Here is a 15580-nt window from a genome sequence, read left to right as displayed (position 1 = left end):
CTCTGGAGAGTCTGTATGGCAAGTTTCGTACACACGGTCGGCCACCTGGTCTACCGCTTCGACAGCCTCAAGGAAGTGATGGCCAAGGCCAGCCCCGCCCGCTCGGGGGACTACCTGGCGGGCGTAGCGGCCAGCAACGACGGCGAACGGGTCGCCGCGCAGATGGCTCTGGCCAATATCCCGCTGACGCATTTCCTCAATGAAGCACTGATCCCCTACGAAGATGATGAAGTCACCCGCCTGATCATCGACACTCACGATGCCCAGGCCTTTGCCCCGGTCAGCCACCTGACCGTGGGCGGCCTGCGCGATTGGCTGCTGAGCGAAGAGGCCAACGAGGACAGCCTGCGCGCCCTGGCGCCCGGGTTGACGCCGGAAATGGCCGCAGCGGTGTCGAAGATCATGCGCGTGCAGGACCTGGTGCTGGTGGCGCAGAAGATCCGCGTGGTCACCCGGTTCCGTGGCACCATGGGCCTGCGCGGGCGCCTGTCGACCCGACTGCAGCCCAACCACCCGACCGACGAACCGGCCGGCATCGCCGCCAGCATTCTCGACGGCCTGCTGTACGGCAACGGTGACGCCATGATCGGCATCAACCCGGCCACCGACAGCATCGCCTCGATCTGCGCCCTGCTGGAAATGCTCGACGCCATCATCCAGCGCTACGACATCCCCACCCAGGCCTGCGTGCTGACCCATGTCACCACCTCGATCGAGGCGATCAACCGTGGCGTGCCACTGGACCTGGTGTTCCAGTCCATCGCCGGCACCGAGGCGGCCAACGCCGGGTTCGGCATCAACCTGAACGTGCTGCAGGAAGGCTACGAAGCGGGCCTGTCGCTGAAACGCGGTACCCTCGGGCAGAACCTGATGTACTTCGAAACCGGCCAGGGCAGCGCGCTGTCGGCCAACGCCCACCATGGCGTCGACCAGCAAACCTGCGAAACCCGCGCCTACGCCGTGGCCCGCCACTTCAAGCCGTTCCTGGTCAACACCGTGGTCGGTTTCATCGGCCCGGAGTACCTGTACAACGGCAAGCAGATCATCCGCGCCGGCCTCGAAGACCACTTCTGCGGCAAGCTGCTGGGGGTGCCGATGGGTTGCGACATCTGCTACACCAACCACGCCGAAGCCGACCAGGACGACATGGACACCCTGCTGACCCTGCTGGGCGTGGCCGGGATCAACTTCATCATGGGTATCCCCGGCTCCGACGACATCATGCTCAACTACCAGACCACCTCGTTCCACGACGCGCTGTACGCGCGCCAGACCCTGGGCCTGAAACCCGGCCCGGAATTCGAGGCATGGCTGGCCCGCACCGGCATCTTCACCCAGGCCGATGGCCGGGTGCGCTTTGGTGACAACCTGCCGCCGGCCTTCCGCCAGGCCTTGGCACAGCTTGCATAGGGATGACCATGGACCACCGCACGCCTACTCCCGACAACCCCTGGCTGGCCCTGCGCAACCTGACCCCGGCCCGCATCGCCCTGGGCCGTACCGGCACCAGCCTGCCGACCGGGGCACAGCTGGACTTCCAGTTCGCCCACGCCCAGGCCCGTGACGCCGTGCACCTGGCATTCGACCATGCAGGCCTGGCTACCCAGCTGAGTGACCGCGGGCGCGAAAGCCTGGTGCTGCACAGCGCCGCCAGCGACCGCAACCAGTACCTGCAACGCCCGGATCTGGGGCGACGCCTGAACGAAGATTCGATTGCCGCGCTGCGCCGACACGCGCAGGCCAACCCTGGCGGGGTCGACCTGGCCATCGTCGTCGCTGACGGCCTGTCGGCCCTGGCCGTACACCGCCATACCCTGCCGTTCCTGGCGCGCTTCGAGGAACAGGCCGCCGCCGATGGCTGGACCAGCGCCCCGGTGGTGCTGGTGCAGCAGGGCCGCGTGGCAGTGGCCGACGAGGTTGGTGAGCTGCTGGGCGCACGAATGACGGTGATGCTGATCGGCGAACGCCCGGGGCTCAGCTCGCCCGACAGCCTTGGCTTGTACTTCACCTACGCACCGAAGGTCGGCCTGACCGATGCCTACCGCAACTGCATTTCCAACATCCGCCTGGAGGGCCTGAGTTATGGCATGGCGGCGCACCGCTTGCTGTACTTGATGCGCGAAGCCTGCCGGCGCCAGCTTTCCGGGGTGAATCTGAAGGACGAAGCCGAGGTCCATAGCCTGGAGAGTGAACACAGCACCAGCCAGAAAGGTAACTTCCTGCTCGGCAAGGGGTAAAAAACATGTCACGGAAGGCGGATTGCACTTGCGCTGCGCATTGGGCAGCATGCCCTTGAAAGCTGCTGGCAATCCGCTGTTTCCCCTAATGGACTCTGAGGGCCGCACATGCGCATCATCAAGGCAACCCTGGAACACCTCGACCTGCTTACGCCGATGTTCGTCAAATACCGCGAGTTCTATGGGCAGCTACCCTACCCCGACAGCTCGCGCAGCTTCCTGGAAAAGCGCCTGAAGCGGGATGAGTCGGTGATCTACCTGGCGTTACCCGATGATGACGACGGCAAACTGCTGGGCTTCTGCCAGCTGTACCCGAGCTACTCGTCGCTGTCGCTGAAGCGGGTATGGATTCTCAACGATATCTACGTGGCCGAGGATTCGCGGCGCATGCTGGTGGCCGACCACCTGATGCGCGAAGCGAAGAAAATGGCCAAGGAAACCAACGCCGTGCGCATGCGGGTGTCGACCAGTGCGGACAATGAGGTAGCGCACAAGACTTACGAATCCATCGGGTTTCGTGAGGATAACGAGTTCAAGAGCTACATCCTGCCGATCAGCCAGGATTGACCTGTACCGGCCTCTTCGCGGGTAAACCCGCTCCCACAGGCATAGCGGCGCATCTGAAGCCAGTGCTGTACCTGTGGGAGCGGGTTTACCCGCGAAGAGGCCGGTACAGGAATACCCCCTGCCGTAACCCCCCGCTACAAACTCCCCGGGCATGATCCTGACTTAGCCGTATAATGGCCCACCTGTCATGTGTGAAAATTTACCCATCCCCAGGTAACCGAGCCTACGCCCAAGAACACAGGTGCTGTACATGGATTTCAACCCGCTGGACCTTATCCTGCATCTCGATGCCTACCTCGATCTGCTGGTCACCAACTACGGTCCCTGGATCTACGCCATCCTCTTCACCGTGATCTTCTGTGAAACCGGTCTGGTGGTCATGCCCTTCCTGCCCGGTGATTCGCTGCTGTTCATCGCCGGCGCCGTGGCCGCCGGTGGCGGCATGGACCCGCTGCTGCTGGCCGGCCTGCTGATGGCCGCCGCCATCCTCGGCGACAGCACCAACTACGTGATCGGCCGCACGGCCGGCGAGCGGTTGTTCAACAACCCCAATTCGAAGATCTTCCGTCGCGACTACCTGCAGCGGACGCACGACTTCTATGAACGCCACGGCGGCAAGACCGTGACCATGGCGCGCTTCCTGCCCATCCTGCGCACCTTTGCACCGTTCGTCGCCGGCATCGCCCACATGCACTACCCGCGCTTCCTCGGTTTCAGCGTTGCCGGTTCGCTGCTGTGGGTCGGCGGCCTGGTAACCCTGGGCTACTTCTTCGGCAACGTGCCATTCATCAAGCAGCACCTGTCGCTGATGGTGGTGGGCATCATCATCCTGTCGCTGGTGCCGATGATCCTCGGCCTGCTGCGTGGCCGCCTGGGCCGCACGGCCAAGGCGCACTGAAACCTGCCGATGTGGTCGTTCAGCGCCTGGCGGCGCAAGCGCACCCTGGCGCGCTACCCCATCGCCCCCCAGCAATGGCAGGCCGTGCGCGAGCGCCTGCCGATGCTGGACGGCATTACTGACGAAGAAGATCGCTGGTTGCGTGAAGCCAGCATCCTGTTCCTGCTCGACAAACACCTCACCTGCCTGCCCGGCGTCGAGCCGGACGACGAGCAGCGCCTGTTGCTGGCGGCCCAGGCCCAGTTGCCCCTGATGCACCTGGGCGAGCTGAACTGGTACCAGGGCTTCCACGAAATCATCCTCTACCCAGACGACTTCAAGAGCCCCCAGCGCCACCGCGATGCCAGTGGCGTGGAGCACATATGGGACGGCGAGCACAGCGGCGAGGCCTGGCAACAGGGCCCGATCATCCTCGCCTGGAACGGCGTGCTGGCCAGTGGTGGCTGGGAGGCCTACAACCTGGTCATCCATGAGCTGGCGCACAAGCTCGACATGCTCAATGGCGATGCCAACGGCCTGCCGCCACTGCACAACGGCATGCCTGTGGATGAATGGGCAACAGCCATGCAACAGGCCTATGACGACCTCAACCGCCAGCTGGATGCCAACCCCGACGTCGAAACTGCAATCGACCCGTATGCCGCGGAGAACCCGGCGGAGTTCTTTGCCGTCACCAGCGAATACTTCTTTAGTGCCCCCGACCTGCTGCAACAGGCTTATCCACAGGTCTACCGCCAGTTGTCGCTGTTCTACCGCCAAGACCCGCTGGCGCGCCTGTGCCGGCTGCAGGCCGAACACCCGGAATACCGCGAAAGCCACGCCTGACGGGCCCGCACATCAGGCCAGGCGTGGCATGCCCATGCAGAATGTGCCTATAATCGCCGCCACTTTTTTGGTCAAACACGGGGGCACTGCCCAATGAGCTACAGCAAGATTCCGGCGGGCAAAGACCTGCCGAACGACATCTACGTCGCCATCGAGATCCCGGCCAACCACGCGCCGATCAAATACGAGATCGACAAGGACAGCGATACCCTGTTCGTCGACCGTTTCATGGCTACCCCGATGTTCTACCCAGCCAACTACGGCTACATCCCGAACACCCTGGCCGACGACGGTGATCCGCTGGACGTGCTGGTCGTTACCCCTTACCCGGTAGCCCCAGGTTCGGTTATCCGCGCCCGTCCGGTCGGCGTGCTGAACATGACCGACGACGGCGGCGGCGACGCCAAGGTCATCGCTGTTCCTCACGACAAGCTGTCGCAGCTGTACGTCGACGTGAAGGAATACACCGACCTGCCAGCCCTGCTGATCCAGCAGATCGAGCACTTCTTTGCCAACTACAAAGATCTCGAGAAGGGCAAGTGGGTCAAGATCGAAGGTTGGGAAGGCGCCGACGCTGCCCGTGCCGCGATCACCAAATCGGTTGCTGCCTACAAGGGCTGATACCGGTTGCATGAAGAACCCCGCCCTGGCGGGGTTTTTTATGCCTGATGGATGGCTGTCACGCTCCCACAGCGACCGCACCAACGTCTAGCGCGGTAAAAAATCCTACGCAGTCCTACTCCAACGCCCTACAAACAGGCGCTCTTCACACAAATCCCATCAACATCCGGTTCATATCCTTGCTGGCACCCCGCCGCTACACTCGCCGCCATGAACACATCCGGCGACCGTCTCAAAGCCCTGCTCCACGAATGTGGCCTGACCCCTTCCGATTTCGCCGCCCAACGCAGCGTCACCCCCCAGCACGTCAACAACTGGTTCAACCGCGGCGTGCCTCTGGCCCGTCTGGACGAACTGGCCGACCTGTTCTGCGTGCGTCGTCGCTGGTTGCGCACGGGCGAAGGCCCCAAACACCCCAACCCGATCCTGCGCAGTTGCCCGCCTGGGCCGCCACCTGCCAACCCGCCCACGCCACTGTCGGCGCAAGGCGGCCGGGCACTGAAGGTGCCCTTCTACGAACTGCAGAACGGACTGCTGTCGCCCGTGCCCAGCAAGCACCTGTGCCTGCCCGCGAAAGCCTTGAAAGGGTTGGGTGTGCATGCCGACAAGGCCATCTGCCTGGCCATGCCCGCCAGCAACATGACCCCGCTGATTCCGCTGCAGGCCACCCTGGCCATCGACCTGGGCATGACCCAGGTGGTCGAGGGTGAAACCTATGCCCTGCTGCACAACGGCGCGCTCAGGGTGAACAACCTCAGCCTCGGCCAGCACGGCACGCTTTACCTGCACAGCCACGATCGACGCAACTATGCAGTCGAACGCTATACCGCCGCCCAGCGCCAGGCACAAGGGCTGGAAATCCTGGGCTGGGTGTTCCACTGGTCGCATTTTCGCCAGCAACGGCCCGGCTGAAACAGCCTGTGCCATTTTTTGCTGGGCATCCTGCGCGCGCCCTTGTATGCTACGCCGCACATTTAGCCCCCGACCGGCGCGAGCCGCGGTCCAGAGGGCTCGGCGATATCCCACACGGGCATCTGCCATCTCTTTCCGGCCCTTGATGGCCACACAGTTAAGGCGATTGCGGCTTACCATAAATTAGTCGGAAGCGTCCCCGAGAAGCCGGCCACAAGCCGGCTTTTTAATGCCCGAACAAAAGCCATTCTTGAAACTTTCTGCAGCCTTCCCATGGCTAGGAAATCGCGGCTGCGAGAGCGAAACAATCAAATTCGCCATTTATCTGACACTATCATGACACCCATCTGATAATCGTCGGATAACTGACGGCTTGCATGGAGCTTTCACCCTCCTGATCTAGGCTCAAGCCATATGGGAGGAGGTACAGTCCATGCGCAGATTATTGATTGGCTCGTCGATACTGGCCTGTCTGGTAGTGCTGGGCGGCTGGTTGAGCCGACCACAGCCATTGCCGGTCAGGCTGCTGGAAGTTGAGCGGGGGCCGGTGGAGACAGTGGTGGCCAATACTCGCGCGGGTACGCTGAAGTCCTGTCGACGCTCGCACCTGTCCTTCAATGTCGGCGGCCAGGTTGCCGAGTTGCTGGTCAGCGAGGGCCAGCGGGTCCAGCCGGGCCAGGTGCTGATGCGCCTGCGGCAGGACGAACAACAGGCCAGGCTGCAGGAGGCCGAGGCGCGGCTGGAGGCCCAACGCAACAGCCGCGAACAGCGCTGCCAGCAGGCTCATCTGGACCGGCGCGACCTTGATCGCCTGGGCCAGTTGGCCGACCGCAAGTTGATTGCCGCCGATCGCCTCGATCAGGCCACGACCAAAGCCAACCTGGCGAAGTTGATGTGCAGTGCCAGTGCCGTGCTGATTCGCGAGGCCGACGCCAGCCTGCAATTACAGCGTTCACTGCTGGAACAGACGACCCTGCGTGCACCTTTCGCCGGCATAGTCGCAGAAATCAACGGCGAACTCGGCGAGTTCGTCACCCCTTCACCACCGGGCATTCCCACGCCGCCGGCGGTCGACCTGATCGACGACAGCTGCCTGTATGTCGAGGCACCGATCGATGAGGTGGACGCTGCCCGGGTTCGCCCCGGAACCGCCGTGCGGATCAGCCTGGATGCCTTCCGTGGCCAGCATTTCTCCGGCCGCGTCAGCCGCATCGCGCCCTATGTGCGTGAACTGGAGAAGCAGGCGCGCACCGTCGATGTCGAGGTGCGCTTCGACCAGCCTCCGGCGGATCTGGCCTTGCTCACCGGCTATAGCGCCGATGTCGAGATCCTACTGGAGCAGCACGCAGGTGCTTTGCGCATCCCCACCGAGACCCTGCTGGAGGGGCAGCGTGTGCTGCGATATGACCCGAGCGCCCGGGTGTTGCGCGAGGTGCAGGTGCAAACCGGGTTGAGCAACTGGCGCTGGACCGAGGTGCTCGCAGGGCTGGACGAGGATGCGCGTATAGTCGCCAGCCTCGAGCAGGAAGGGCTCAAGGATACCGTGGCGGTGATCCCGGTGGATGCCGCGGAGACTGCGGAGACCGCGAAATGATCCGCCTGCGCGGCGGCAGCCGCAGCTTCCAGCTGGGCGAACAGCAGGTGATGGGGCTGGACAGCCTGGATCTGGACATCGCCGCCGGAGATTACATGGCAGTGATGGGCCCGTCGGGCTCGGGTAAGTCGACCCTGCTGAACATCCTCGGTCTGCTCGATGCACCGAGCGCCGGCGAATACTGGCTGCAGGGCGAGGCTACAACGGCGCTGAGCGAGGCACGGCGCGCCCAGTTGCGCAGCCGGCTGATAGGTTTCGTGTTCCAGTCCTACCACCTGATTGCACGGCTGACGGTGCTGGAAAACATCGAGCTGCCGATGGTCCTCGCCGGTATCGGTGCGGCACAACGGCGCAAACGCAGCAGCCAATTGGTGGCGCGCCTGGGGCTGGGCGAGCGCATTGCCCACCGCCCGGCCGAGCTGTCCGGTGGTCAGCGCCAACGCGTCGCGATCGCCCGGGCGATGGTCATGCAACCGGCGCTGTTGTTGGCCGACGAGCCCACTGGCAATCTCGATAGCCAGGCCGGTGCCGAGGTCTTCACCCTGCTGGAGGAGCTCAACAGCGAGGGCCTGACCCTGATAGTGGTGACCCACGACGCCAGCCTGGGCGCCCGCGCACAGCGCCAGCTACACATGCGTGACGGGCGCATCCACAATATTGCGCCGCAGCGGGCGCTGGCCTGATGCGCGCTGCCGATGCCCTGGGCTTCTGGCTCGGCGCTTTGCGTGGGCACCGCTCGCGCAGCCTGATGCTACTGCTGGCCATCGCCATCGGGGTGGTGGCGGTCAACCTGCTCACCGGCCTTGGCGCTGGGGCGCGGGCCTTCGTGCTGAACGAGTTCTCGCTGCTCGGGCGCGACATCCTGATCGTTTTCCCGGGCCGCAAGGAAACCACGGGGCGAATGCCTCCGCTCACCGGCCTGACGCCGCACGAATTGACCTTGCAGGATGTCCAGGCCATCACCCGGCTGCCGGGCATCCGCCGGGTCGCGCCGCAACAGGCCGGGCAGATGGAGGTGATAGTCGGCAACCGCAATCGTGAGGTGCTGACCCTGGGCACCACCCGGGACTTCTTCGCCATTCGCCAACTGACGGTCGTCCAGGGCCAACCCCTGCCGGCGCTGGCCCCTGAACAGGCCGAGGCCGTCTGCGTGATCGGCGGCAAACTCCGGCGCGAGCTGTTCGGTGCACGCCCGGCCCTGGGTGAATGGTTGCGCGCCGGCGACCGGCGCTTCCGGGTGGTCGGTATCCTCGGTGAGCGGGGCGAATCCCTGGGCATGGATTTCGCCGAGATGTTGATCATCCCGGTGGCCAGTGCCCAGGCCTTGTTCAATAGCGAGGGGTTGTCGCGGGTGTTTGTCGAGGTGCATGGTCCGAGCGTTCTCGACCGTAGCAAGCGCCTGATACTCGCCGCGCTCAAGGAACGCCACGAGGGTGAGGAAGACGTCACCCTGGTCAGCCAGGACAGCCTGCTCAGCGCCTTCGACCAGATACTCTCGGTGCTGACCTTGGCGGTGGCCGGGATTGCCGCGATCAGCCTGGTGGTGGCAGGCATCCTGATCATGAACGTGACCTGGATTGCGGTGAGCCAGCGCAGCGCCGAGATCGGCCTGCTCAAAGCCATAGGTGTGACGGCGGCGCAGCTGCGCCTGCTGTTCCTCGGCGAGGCGGCGCTGCTGGCCCTGACGGGGGCGCTGGCGGGGCTGCTCCTGGCCGAAACCTTGCTCTGGCTGGGACGCCTGGCGTTCGATCTGCCGCTCTATGCACCCTGGTGGGCACGGGCTGGCGCAGTACTGCTGGCACTCGGCACAGCACTGCTGTTCGCCTGGCTGCCGGCCGCTCGGGCCTCGGCGCTGGAGCCGGTGGCGGCGCTACGCCCGCCGGGAGCGCACTGATGCGCTGGCAAGATGGTCTCCGGCTGACCAGCTCGGCGCTGACCTGTCGCCCCTTGCGCAGCCTGCTGACCCTGCTCGGGGTAGCGATCGGGATAGCCGCCGTGGCGCTGCTCACGGCCATCGGCGAAGGCGTGCGCGGCTATGTGATGGAGAACTTCTCGCAGTTCGGTACGCGGATCATCACCGTGCGCCCGGGCAAGACCCAGACCAGCGGCCTCGGCGGCCTGCTCGGCAGCGTACGGCCACTGACCATCAGTGACACCGACGCCCTGCGGCGCTTGCCGCATGTCGAGGCGGCGGTGCCGATCATTCAGGGCAGCGGGGATATCCAGTTCGGCCAACTGAGCCGGCGCAGCGACATTCTCGGTGGTGGCCATCAGCTGACGCAGGCCTGGCGCATGCAGCTAAGCCTGGGCGAGTTCCTGCCCGCGGCCCGTGACGGTCGTTCGCCGCCCTATGTGGTGCTCGGCCATCAATTGCGTACCGAGCTGTTCGGTGCGCGCAATCCGCTGGGCGAGTTTATCCGCGTCGGCGGCGTGCGTTTCCGGGTGATCGGCGTGATGGAGAAGAAGGGCCAGTTGCTTAGCTTCAACCTCGACGATATCGCCTACATCCCGGTGGACTGGGCGCAAAGCCTGTTCAACCGCACCGGGGTGGTCAAAGCCCATGTGGTGTTCGGCGCAGGTACAACTTCACGGGCATTGAGCCGGCAGATTCGTCAGGTGCTCGGCGAACGGCACGGCACCGAGGACTTCAGCCTGACCACCCAGGACGACATGCTGCGCAGCTTCAACCGTGTTCTCGGCACCTTGAGCCTGGCGATCGGTGCCTTGGGGGGCATTTCCCTGTTGGTCGGCGCTGTCGGCATTCTCACCATCATGACGACCACTGTGGGCGAACGCACGGCGGAAATCGGCCTGCTGCGGGCGATTGGTGCCAGTCCGCGGCAGGTGCTCGGGCTGTTTCTCGCCGAAGCGACGCTGTTGTCACTGGCCGGTGGCCTGCTTGGCCTGCTGTCGATGGGCCTTCTGCTGGGGCTACTGCACCTGGCCATGCCGAGCCTGCCCTTGGCGCTGCATCCGCTGTTTCTGCTACTGGCGCTGCTGCTGGCGGCGCTGCTCGGTATTCTCGCCGGCCTGGCGCCGGCACTGCGGGCCGCCCGCCTGCATCCGGTGGCGGCGCTGCGCAGTGAGTAGCGGCCAAGCCAATGAGCCTGCCGAACTAGCGGTACGCCGCATGAGGATTTCTACAGGCTTTGCAGCCCTTCGCAGGCACGCCCGCTCCCACAGGGTGCGCGGCGCGCTTACTGAATTTGACCCACCGCAAGCTGACAGAAAAGTAATCTGAAGCTCAGCCAGCTGACAGCGCAGGTCAGCTAGCGTTAAGGAAGATTGTGGGGCTTCTCGACCCACAGGCTGGGCATTCACCCGCCTGAATACCAGCAACTTTTCGACTGACTGGACGCAACGGCATGCAAAGCAGAACCACCAGACGCTCCTTCGTCAAAGGCCTGGCCGCTACCGGACTACTTGGCGGGCTGGGCATGTGGCGCACGCCGGTCTGGGCCGTGACCAGCCCCGGCCAACCGAATGTGCTGAGCGGCACCGACTTCGACCTCTACATCGGTGAGCTGCCGGTCAACATTACCGGCGCCGCGCGTACAGCGATGGCAATCAACGGCTCCGTGCCCGGGCCCATTCTACGCTGGCGCGAAGGCGATACCGTCACACTGCGTGTGCGCAACCGCTTGCAGCAGGACACCTCCATTCACTGGCACGGCATCATCCTGCCAGCGAATATGGACGGCGTGCCGGGCCTGAGCTTCCATGGCATCGCCCCCAACGGCATGTATGAGTACAAGTTCAAGGTCCAGCAGAACGGCACCTACTGGTACCACAGCCACTCCGGTTTCCAGGAGCAGGTCGGGGTGTACGGCGCCTTGGTCATCGATGCGAAAGAGCCTGAACCGTTCACCTATGACCGCGACTATGTGGTCATGCTCAGCGACTGGACGGATGAAAACCCTGCCCGGGTGCTGTCCAAGCTCAAGAAACAGTCTGACTATTACAACTATCACAAGCGCACGGTAGGTGATTTCGTCAACGACGTGAGTGAAATGGGCTGGTCCGCCGCTGTAGCCGACCGCAAGATGTGGGCCGAGATGAAAATGAGCCCCACCGATCTCGCCGATGTGAGCGGCTACACCTACACCTACCTGATGAATGGCCAGGCACCGGACGGTAACTGGACGGGCGTGTTCAAGCCGGGCGAGAAAATCCGCCTGCGCTTCATCAACGGCTCGGCCATGACGTATTTCGATGTGCGAATTCCCGGCCTGAAGATGACGGTTGTCGCGGCGGACGGGCAGTATGTCAAACCCGTTTCGATCGACGAGTTCCGCATCGCCGTTGCCGAAACCTACGATGTCATCGTAGAGCCCGAAAGCGAGCAGGCTTACACCATTTTCGCTCAATCCATGGACCGCACCGGGTATTCCAGGGGCACCCTGGCTGTGCGCGAAGGCTTGCAAGCCCCTGTCCCGGCTGTCGATCCACGGCCACTCATTTCCATGAGCGATATGGGAATGGACCATGGCGGCATGGGCGACATGGACCACGGCAGCATGGCAGGCATGGATCACGGCGACATGGCGGGCATGGACCACGGCAGCATGGCCGGCATGAACCATGGCGACATGGCTGGCGCCAGCGCGGCCATGCAAAGCCACCCAGACTCCGAGACCAACAACCCCCTGGTCGACATGCAAACGATGACCCCGACGCCAAAACTGGGCGATCCAGGCATCGGGCTGCGTGACAACGGCCGCCGAGTGCTGACGTATGCGGACCTGCGCAGCACCTTCCCGGACCCGGACGGCCGCGCCCCTGGTCGCACAATCGAACTGCACCTCACCGGCCACATGGAAAAGTTCGCCTGGTCCTTTGACGGCATCAAGTTTTCCGATGCCGAGCCACTGCGCCTCAAGTATGGCGAGCGCCTGCGCATCACCCTGGTCAACGACACCATGATGACTCACCCCATCCACCTGCATGGCATGTGGAGCGACCTGGAGGATGAGAACGGCAACTTCATGGTGCGCAAACACACAATCGACATGCCGCCTGGCTCAAAACGAAGCTACCGCGTCACTGCAGATGCTTTAGGACGTTGGGCCTATCACTGTCACCTGCTGTTCCACATGGAAATGGGCATGTTCCGCGAAGTCCGTGTGGACGAATGAACTGGAGATCCGAGATGAGCAAACCAATGAAACGAAGCGCGTTTTTCCTTTCTGCCGTGATGGCCGGCCTGCTTGCCGTATATGCCCCGTCGTCGTGGGCTGGCGACAACAACCAGCCGCCTGGCGATGCCGCAAAAGCCAAGGGCAGCCAAGGCATGGACCATGCTGCGATGAAGGGCATGGATCACGGCGCCATGAAAGGGATGGATCACGGCTCGATGAAAGGTATGGACCATGACGCCATGAAGGGTATGGACCATGGTTCGATGCAAGGCATGGACCACGGCAAGATGATGGAATCCCATGGCAGCGACAAAGCCAAGGCAGGGAAAGATGCTCAATAGCCTGGCACGACCATCGCTGCTGGCATTGGCCGTTTCGCTCGGCGTGCTGGGTACTGCGCCCAGCTTCGCCGCTGAAGAAATGGACCATTCGATGATGGACCACGGCAAGATGGATCATGGCAGCATGCAGGGCATGGACCATGGCGCCATGGATCATGGAGCTATGGATCATTCGAAAATGAACCACGGCTCGGCGGATACGACGAACAGCCGCACCCCGATCCCGGTACTGACCGATGCAGACCGCCAGGCGGCCTTCCCCCCGTTGGGCGGGCATCACGTGCATGACAGCGCGCTCAACAGCTTCTTTCTACTGGATCAGCTCGAGTACCAGGATGCCGATGAAGGCAGCACGCTGGCCTGGGATGCTTCTGGCTGGATAGGTGGTGATATCAACCGGCTGTGGATCCGCTCCGAAGGTGAACGCACCAACGGTGTCACCGAGGATGCCGAATTGCAGCTGCTGTACGGCCGCTCGATCAGCCCATGGTGGGATGTAGTTGCCGGGGTCCGCCAGGATTTCAAGCCTGAATCCCCCCAGACCTGGGCGGCGTTCGGCATCCAGGGCATGGCGCTTTACGACTTCGAAGCCGAAGCCACCGCGTTCATTGGCGAGAACGGCCAGACTGCCGCACGCCTGGAAGGCGACTACGACATTCTGCTGACCAACCGCCTGATCCTGCAGCCAACCGCTGAAGCCAATTTCTATGGCAAGAACGACCCCGGGCGCGGCGTGGGTTCCGGCCTGGCCAATACCGAGGTCGGGCTGCGCCTGCGCTATGAAGTTGTCCGTCAGTTCGCCCCCTACATCGGCGTCACCTGGAACCGCTCCTACGGCAAAACTGCCGATTTCATCCGCGACGAGGGTGGTGATGTGGATGAAGCGCGTTTCGTGGCCGGTATTCGCATGTGGTTTTGAGAACCAGACATGAAAAAAACAATAACAACGCTTGTTGCAGCAGGCGCAGTGGCCAGTGTGGCCGTGCTGGGTGCCGCGTACTCCGGCCTGGTCAACGTCGGGGCCGATGATCCCCATTTCCCCGCCGTGCATGCCTTTCTGGCCATGGCACGGGAGCGCTCGATCGCAGTGCGGGCCAGGGACATCGAGGTGCCAGACCTGAAAGATGAAGCGCTGATTCGTACCGGCGCCGGTAACTACAATGCCATGTGCATCGGTTGCCACCTTGCCCCTGGCGTCGAGAAGACCGAACTCAGCCAGGCTCTGTATCCATCACCCCCAAACCTTGCCAGGAGCGGGATCAGTGGCGACCCCGCTGCTGCGTTCTGGATCATCAAGCACGGCATCAAGGCCTCCGGCATGCCGGCCTGGGGCAAAAGCATGGGCGATGAATACATCTGGGGTATTGTCGCCTTCCTGGATCAACTGCCCCAGTTGAACGCCCAACAGTACAAGACAATGGTCGCGGCCAGTGGCGGCCACCAGCATGGTGGTGGCGAAAGTGAAATGCACAATCATGAAGGCCAGCACCGCGGCAACGTGCCTGACCACCATGGTGAGCAGGCCTCGGGCGCAGGCCATCATGATGAGGGGCATTCAAAGGCGCATACTCATCGCGATGGCAAGCAGCACATGCATAACGACTGAAGGCAGGGTACGCAGCACGCGATCCGCCAGGTCCAGCGGGCCAGCAGGTGTATACCGACAGGTTTGCAGCGCCTATGAGACCGAGCGCCGCCCGCGCGGCGCTTCGCGGGGCAAGCCCGCTCCCACATTTGTTGCAACGTGGCCATGTCTGTGAGGCCATGGTTGTCAGCCTTGGCGCACGACTCAAGATAGGTGGGGCGGCAGCAGCGCCAACGGGGAGATATCGCCAGTCCAACAAAGCGGGCAACCATGGCCTGACAGGTTTGGCACGTTGCAACAAATGTGGGAGCGGGCTTGCCCCGCGAAGCGCCGCGCGGGCGGCGCTCGGTCTCATAGGCGCTGAAATTGCCAAGGCGAACACCTTGCAGCCCTCATGCGAACTGAAGGCAAGCACTCACTGCTTCATGCCCAACTCAGCATCATCCATCAGCGCCTTGGCCATCGCACTCAGGTAGTGCGCAGCCCAGATCATCATCGGTTTCTCATCCATCAGGCCGGTGATGGTCAGTTCGCGTACATAGCCCATCAACTCTGAAGACTGTTCGCGGGTGTCTCTGCACGGGATGCCGGGCTCGATGCGGAACAGTGGGTGGGTGCCGTTCTCGCCCTGCTAGAAGGTGGTTTTGCCGACGGTGAACTGGGTGTCTTCTGTGGTCATTGTTGAATCCCCCTGAAATTTCTCGGGTGCCTGGGCCGGCCCTTTCGCGGGTGAACTGTTCTGGTCAAGTATTTCCGGACACCGGTTACGGTGATCAAGCCGCCTGCTGCTCCATAGCTATTGGTGACAGGTAGTCGTTGTAGCTGTGGAGCCTGATTCGGTTGTAGCGCATGAAGAAGCTGG

At 63.2% G+C, this 15580-nt stretch carries 15 protein-coding genes and 1 pseudogene; 15 read left to right on the top strand and 1 reads right to left on the bottom strand.

The annotated features are described in order from the left end of the window. The first annotated feature begins 15 nt into the window (after positions 1-15). From CAY82_RS22430 to CAY82_RS22360, 15 genes are all read left to right on the top strand, one after another. Positions 16-1410 carry an ethanolamine ammonia-lyase subunit EutB gene (locus CAY82_RS22430; RefSeq protein WP_087503111.1) on the top strand — a complete coding sequence of 465 codons (1395 nt, stop codon included), beginning with the start codon at positions 16-18 and terminating at the stop codon, positions 1408-1410. A gap of 8 nt (positions 1411-1418) precedes the next feature. Next, positions 1419-2237 (top strand): ethanolamine ammonia-lyase subunit EutC, encoded by an 819-nt coding sequence (gene eutC / locus CAY82_RS22425; protein ID WP_087503154.1) that lies wholly within the window; start codon positions 1419-1421, stop codon positions 2235-2237. A gap of 108 nt (positions 2238-2345) precedes the next feature. After that, a complete protein-coding gene (locus CAY82_RS22420) occupies positions 2346-2804 on the top strand; it encodes a GNAT family N-acetyltransferase (RefSeq protein ID WP_003257044.1) in 459 nt (152 codons plus the stop codon). A 250-nt stretch (positions 2805-3054) separates the two neighbouring features. Beyond that, positions 3055-3702, top strand: a complete 648-nt coding sequence (locus CAY82_RS22415) for a DedA family protein (RefSeq protein ID WP_025337547.1) — start codon at positions 3055-3057, stop codon at positions 3700-3702. A gap of 9 nt (positions 3703-3711) precedes the next feature. Continuing rightward, positions 3712-4527 (top strand): zinc-dependent peptidase, encoded by an 816-nt coding sequence (locus CAY82_RS22410; protein ID WP_087503110.1) that lies wholly within the window; start codon positions 3712-3714, stop codon positions 4525-4527. Positions 4528-4620: 93 nt separating this feature from the next. Beyond that, on the top strand, positions 4621-5148 hold the full coding sequence (ppa, locus tag CAY82_RS22405; RefSeq protein WP_087503109.1) for an inorganic diphosphatase: 528 nt from the start codon (positions 4621-4623) through the stop codon (positions 5146-5148). Positions 5149-5358: 210 nt separating this feature from the next. Next, positions 5359-6060: a helix-turn-helix transcriptional regulator gene (locus CAY82_RS22400; protein WP_087503108.1), complete on the top strand. Its 702-nt coding sequence runs from the start codon at positions 5359-5361 to the stop codon at positions 6058-6060. Between the two features lie 433 nt (positions 6061-6493). Then, on the top strand, positions 6494-7654 hold the full coding sequence (locus tag CAY82_RS22395; protein WP_087503107.1) for an efflux RND transporter periplasmic adaptor subunit: 1161 nt from the start codon (positions 6494-6496) through the stop codon (positions 7652-7654). After that, positions 7651-8337 (top strand): ABC transporter ATP-binding protein, encoded by a 687-nt coding sequence (locus CAY82_RS22390; RefSeq protein ID WP_087503106.1) that lies wholly within the window; start codon positions 7651-7653, stop codon positions 8335-8337. Before CAY82_RS22395 ends, CAY82_RS22390 begins: the two co-directional genes overlap by 4 nt. After that, positions 8337-9548, top strand: coding sequence for an ABC transporter permease (locus CAY82_RS22385; protein WP_087503105.1), 1212 nt, complete (start codon positions 8337-8339; stop codon positions 9546-9548). The genes CAY82_RS22390 and CAY82_RS22385 overlap by 1 nt, the downstream gene beginning before the upstream one ends. Next, complete coding sequence (locus CAY82_RS22380) at positions 9548-10744, top strand: ABC transporter permease (protein WP_087503104.1); 1197 nt, start codon at positions 9548-9550, stop codon at positions 10742-10744. Before CAY82_RS22385 ends, CAY82_RS22380 begins: the two co-directional genes overlap by 1 nt. Positions 10745-11019: 275 nt before the next feature. Then, on the top strand, positions 11020-12789 hold the full coding sequence (locus CAY82_RS22375) for a copper resistance system multicopper oxidase (protein ID WP_087503103.1): 1770 nt from the start codon (positions 11020-11022) through the stop codon (positions 12787-12789). 14 nt (positions 12790-12803) lie between these two features. Further along, positions 12804-13133: a hypothetical protein gene (locus CAY82_RS22370; protein ID WP_087503102.1), complete on the top strand. Its 330-nt coding sequence runs from the start codon at positions 12804-12806 to the stop codon at positions 13131-13133. Next, positions 13123-14052, top strand: coding sequence for a copper resistance protein B (locus CAY82_RS22365; protein WP_087503101.1), 930 nt, complete (start codon positions 13123-13125; stop codon positions 14050-14052). Before CAY82_RS22370 ends, CAY82_RS22365 begins: the two co-directional genes overlap by 11 nt. Before the next feature lie 9 nt (positions 14053-14061). Then, on the top strand, positions 14062-14739 hold the full coding sequence (locus CAY82_RS22360; protein ID WP_087503100.1) for a c-type cytochrome: 678 nt from the start codon (positions 14062-14064) through the stop codon (positions 14737-14739). 394 nt (positions 14740-15133) lie between these two features. Here the strand turns inward: CAY82_RS22360 and CAY82_RS22355 are convergent. Next, positions 15134-15397 (bottom strand): annotated as a pseudogene (locus CAY82_RS22355) (DUF3077 domain-containing protein). Between the last annotated feature and the right edge of the window lie 183 nt (positions 15398-15580).

Source organism: Pseudomonas sp. SID14000 (genome assembly GCF_002165135.1).
GTDB lineage: Bacteria > Pseudomonadota > Gammaproteobacteria > Pseudomonadales > Pseudomonadaceae > Aquipseudomonas.
Note: the sequence above shows the minus strand (reverse complement) of the source record. Positions and strands in the feature narration are given on the sequence as shown.

Bases quoted from the DNA above. Each gene is read 5' to 3' on its own strand.
- CAY82_RS22430 (WP_087503111.1), top strand. From the start codon at position 16: ATGGCAAGTTTCGTACACACGGTCGGCCACCTGGTCTACCGCTTCGAC.
- eutC (WP_087503154.1), top strand. From the start codon at position 1,419: ATGGACCACCGCACGCCTACTCCCGACAACCCCTGGCTGGCCCTGCGC.
- CAY82_RS22420 (WP_003257044.1), top strand. From the start codon at position 2,346: ATGCGCATCATCAAGGCAACCCTGGAACACCTCGACCTGCTTACGCCG.
- CAY82_RS22415 (WP_025337547.1), top strand. From the start codon at position 3,055: ATGGATTTCAACCCGCTGGACCTTATCCTGCATCTCGATGCCTACCTC.
- CAY82_RS22410 (WP_087503110.1), top strand. From the start codon at position 3,712: ATGTGGTCGTTCAGCGCCTGGCGGCGCAAGCGCACCCTGGCGCGCTAC.
- ppa (WP_087503109.1), top strand. From the start codon at position 4,621: ATGAGCTACAGCAAGATTCCGGCGGGCAAAGACCTGCCGAACGACATC.
- CAY82_RS22400 (WP_087503108.1), top strand. From the start codon at position 5,359: ATGAACACATCCGGCGACCGTCTCAAAGCCCTGCTCCACGAATGTGGC.
- CAY82_RS22395 (WP_087503107.1), top strand. From the start codon at position 6,494: ATGCGCAGATTATTGATTGGCTCGTCGATACTGGCCTGTCTGGTAGTG.
- CAY82_RS22390 (WP_087503106.1), top strand. From the start codon at position 7,651: ATGATCCGCCTGCGCGGCGGCAGCCGCAGCTTCCAGCTGGGCGAACAG.
- CAY82_RS22385 (WP_087503105.1), top strand. From the start codon at position 8,337: ATGCGCGCTGCCGATGCCCTGGGCTTCTGGCTCGGCGCTTTGCGTGGG.
- CAY82_RS22380 (WP_087503104.1), top strand. From the start codon at position 9,548: ATGCGCTGGCAAGATGGTCTCCGGCTGACCAGCTCGGCGCTGACCTGT.
- CAY82_RS22375 (WP_087503103.1), top strand. From the start codon at position 11,020: ATGCAAAGCAGAACCACCAGACGCTCCTTCGTCAAAGGCCTGGCCGCT.
- CAY82_RS22370 (WP_087503102.1), top strand. From the start codon at position 12,804: ATGAGCAAACCAATGAAACGAAGCGCGTTTTTCCTTTCTGCCGTGATG.
- CAY82_RS22365 (WP_087503101.1), top strand. From the start codon at position 13,123: ATGCTCAATAGCCTGGCACGACCATCGCTGCTGGCATTGGCCGTTTCG.
- CAY82_RS22360 (WP_087503100.1), top strand. From the start codon at position 14,062: ATGAAAAAAACAATAACAACGCTTGTTGCAGCAGGCGCAGTGGCCAGT.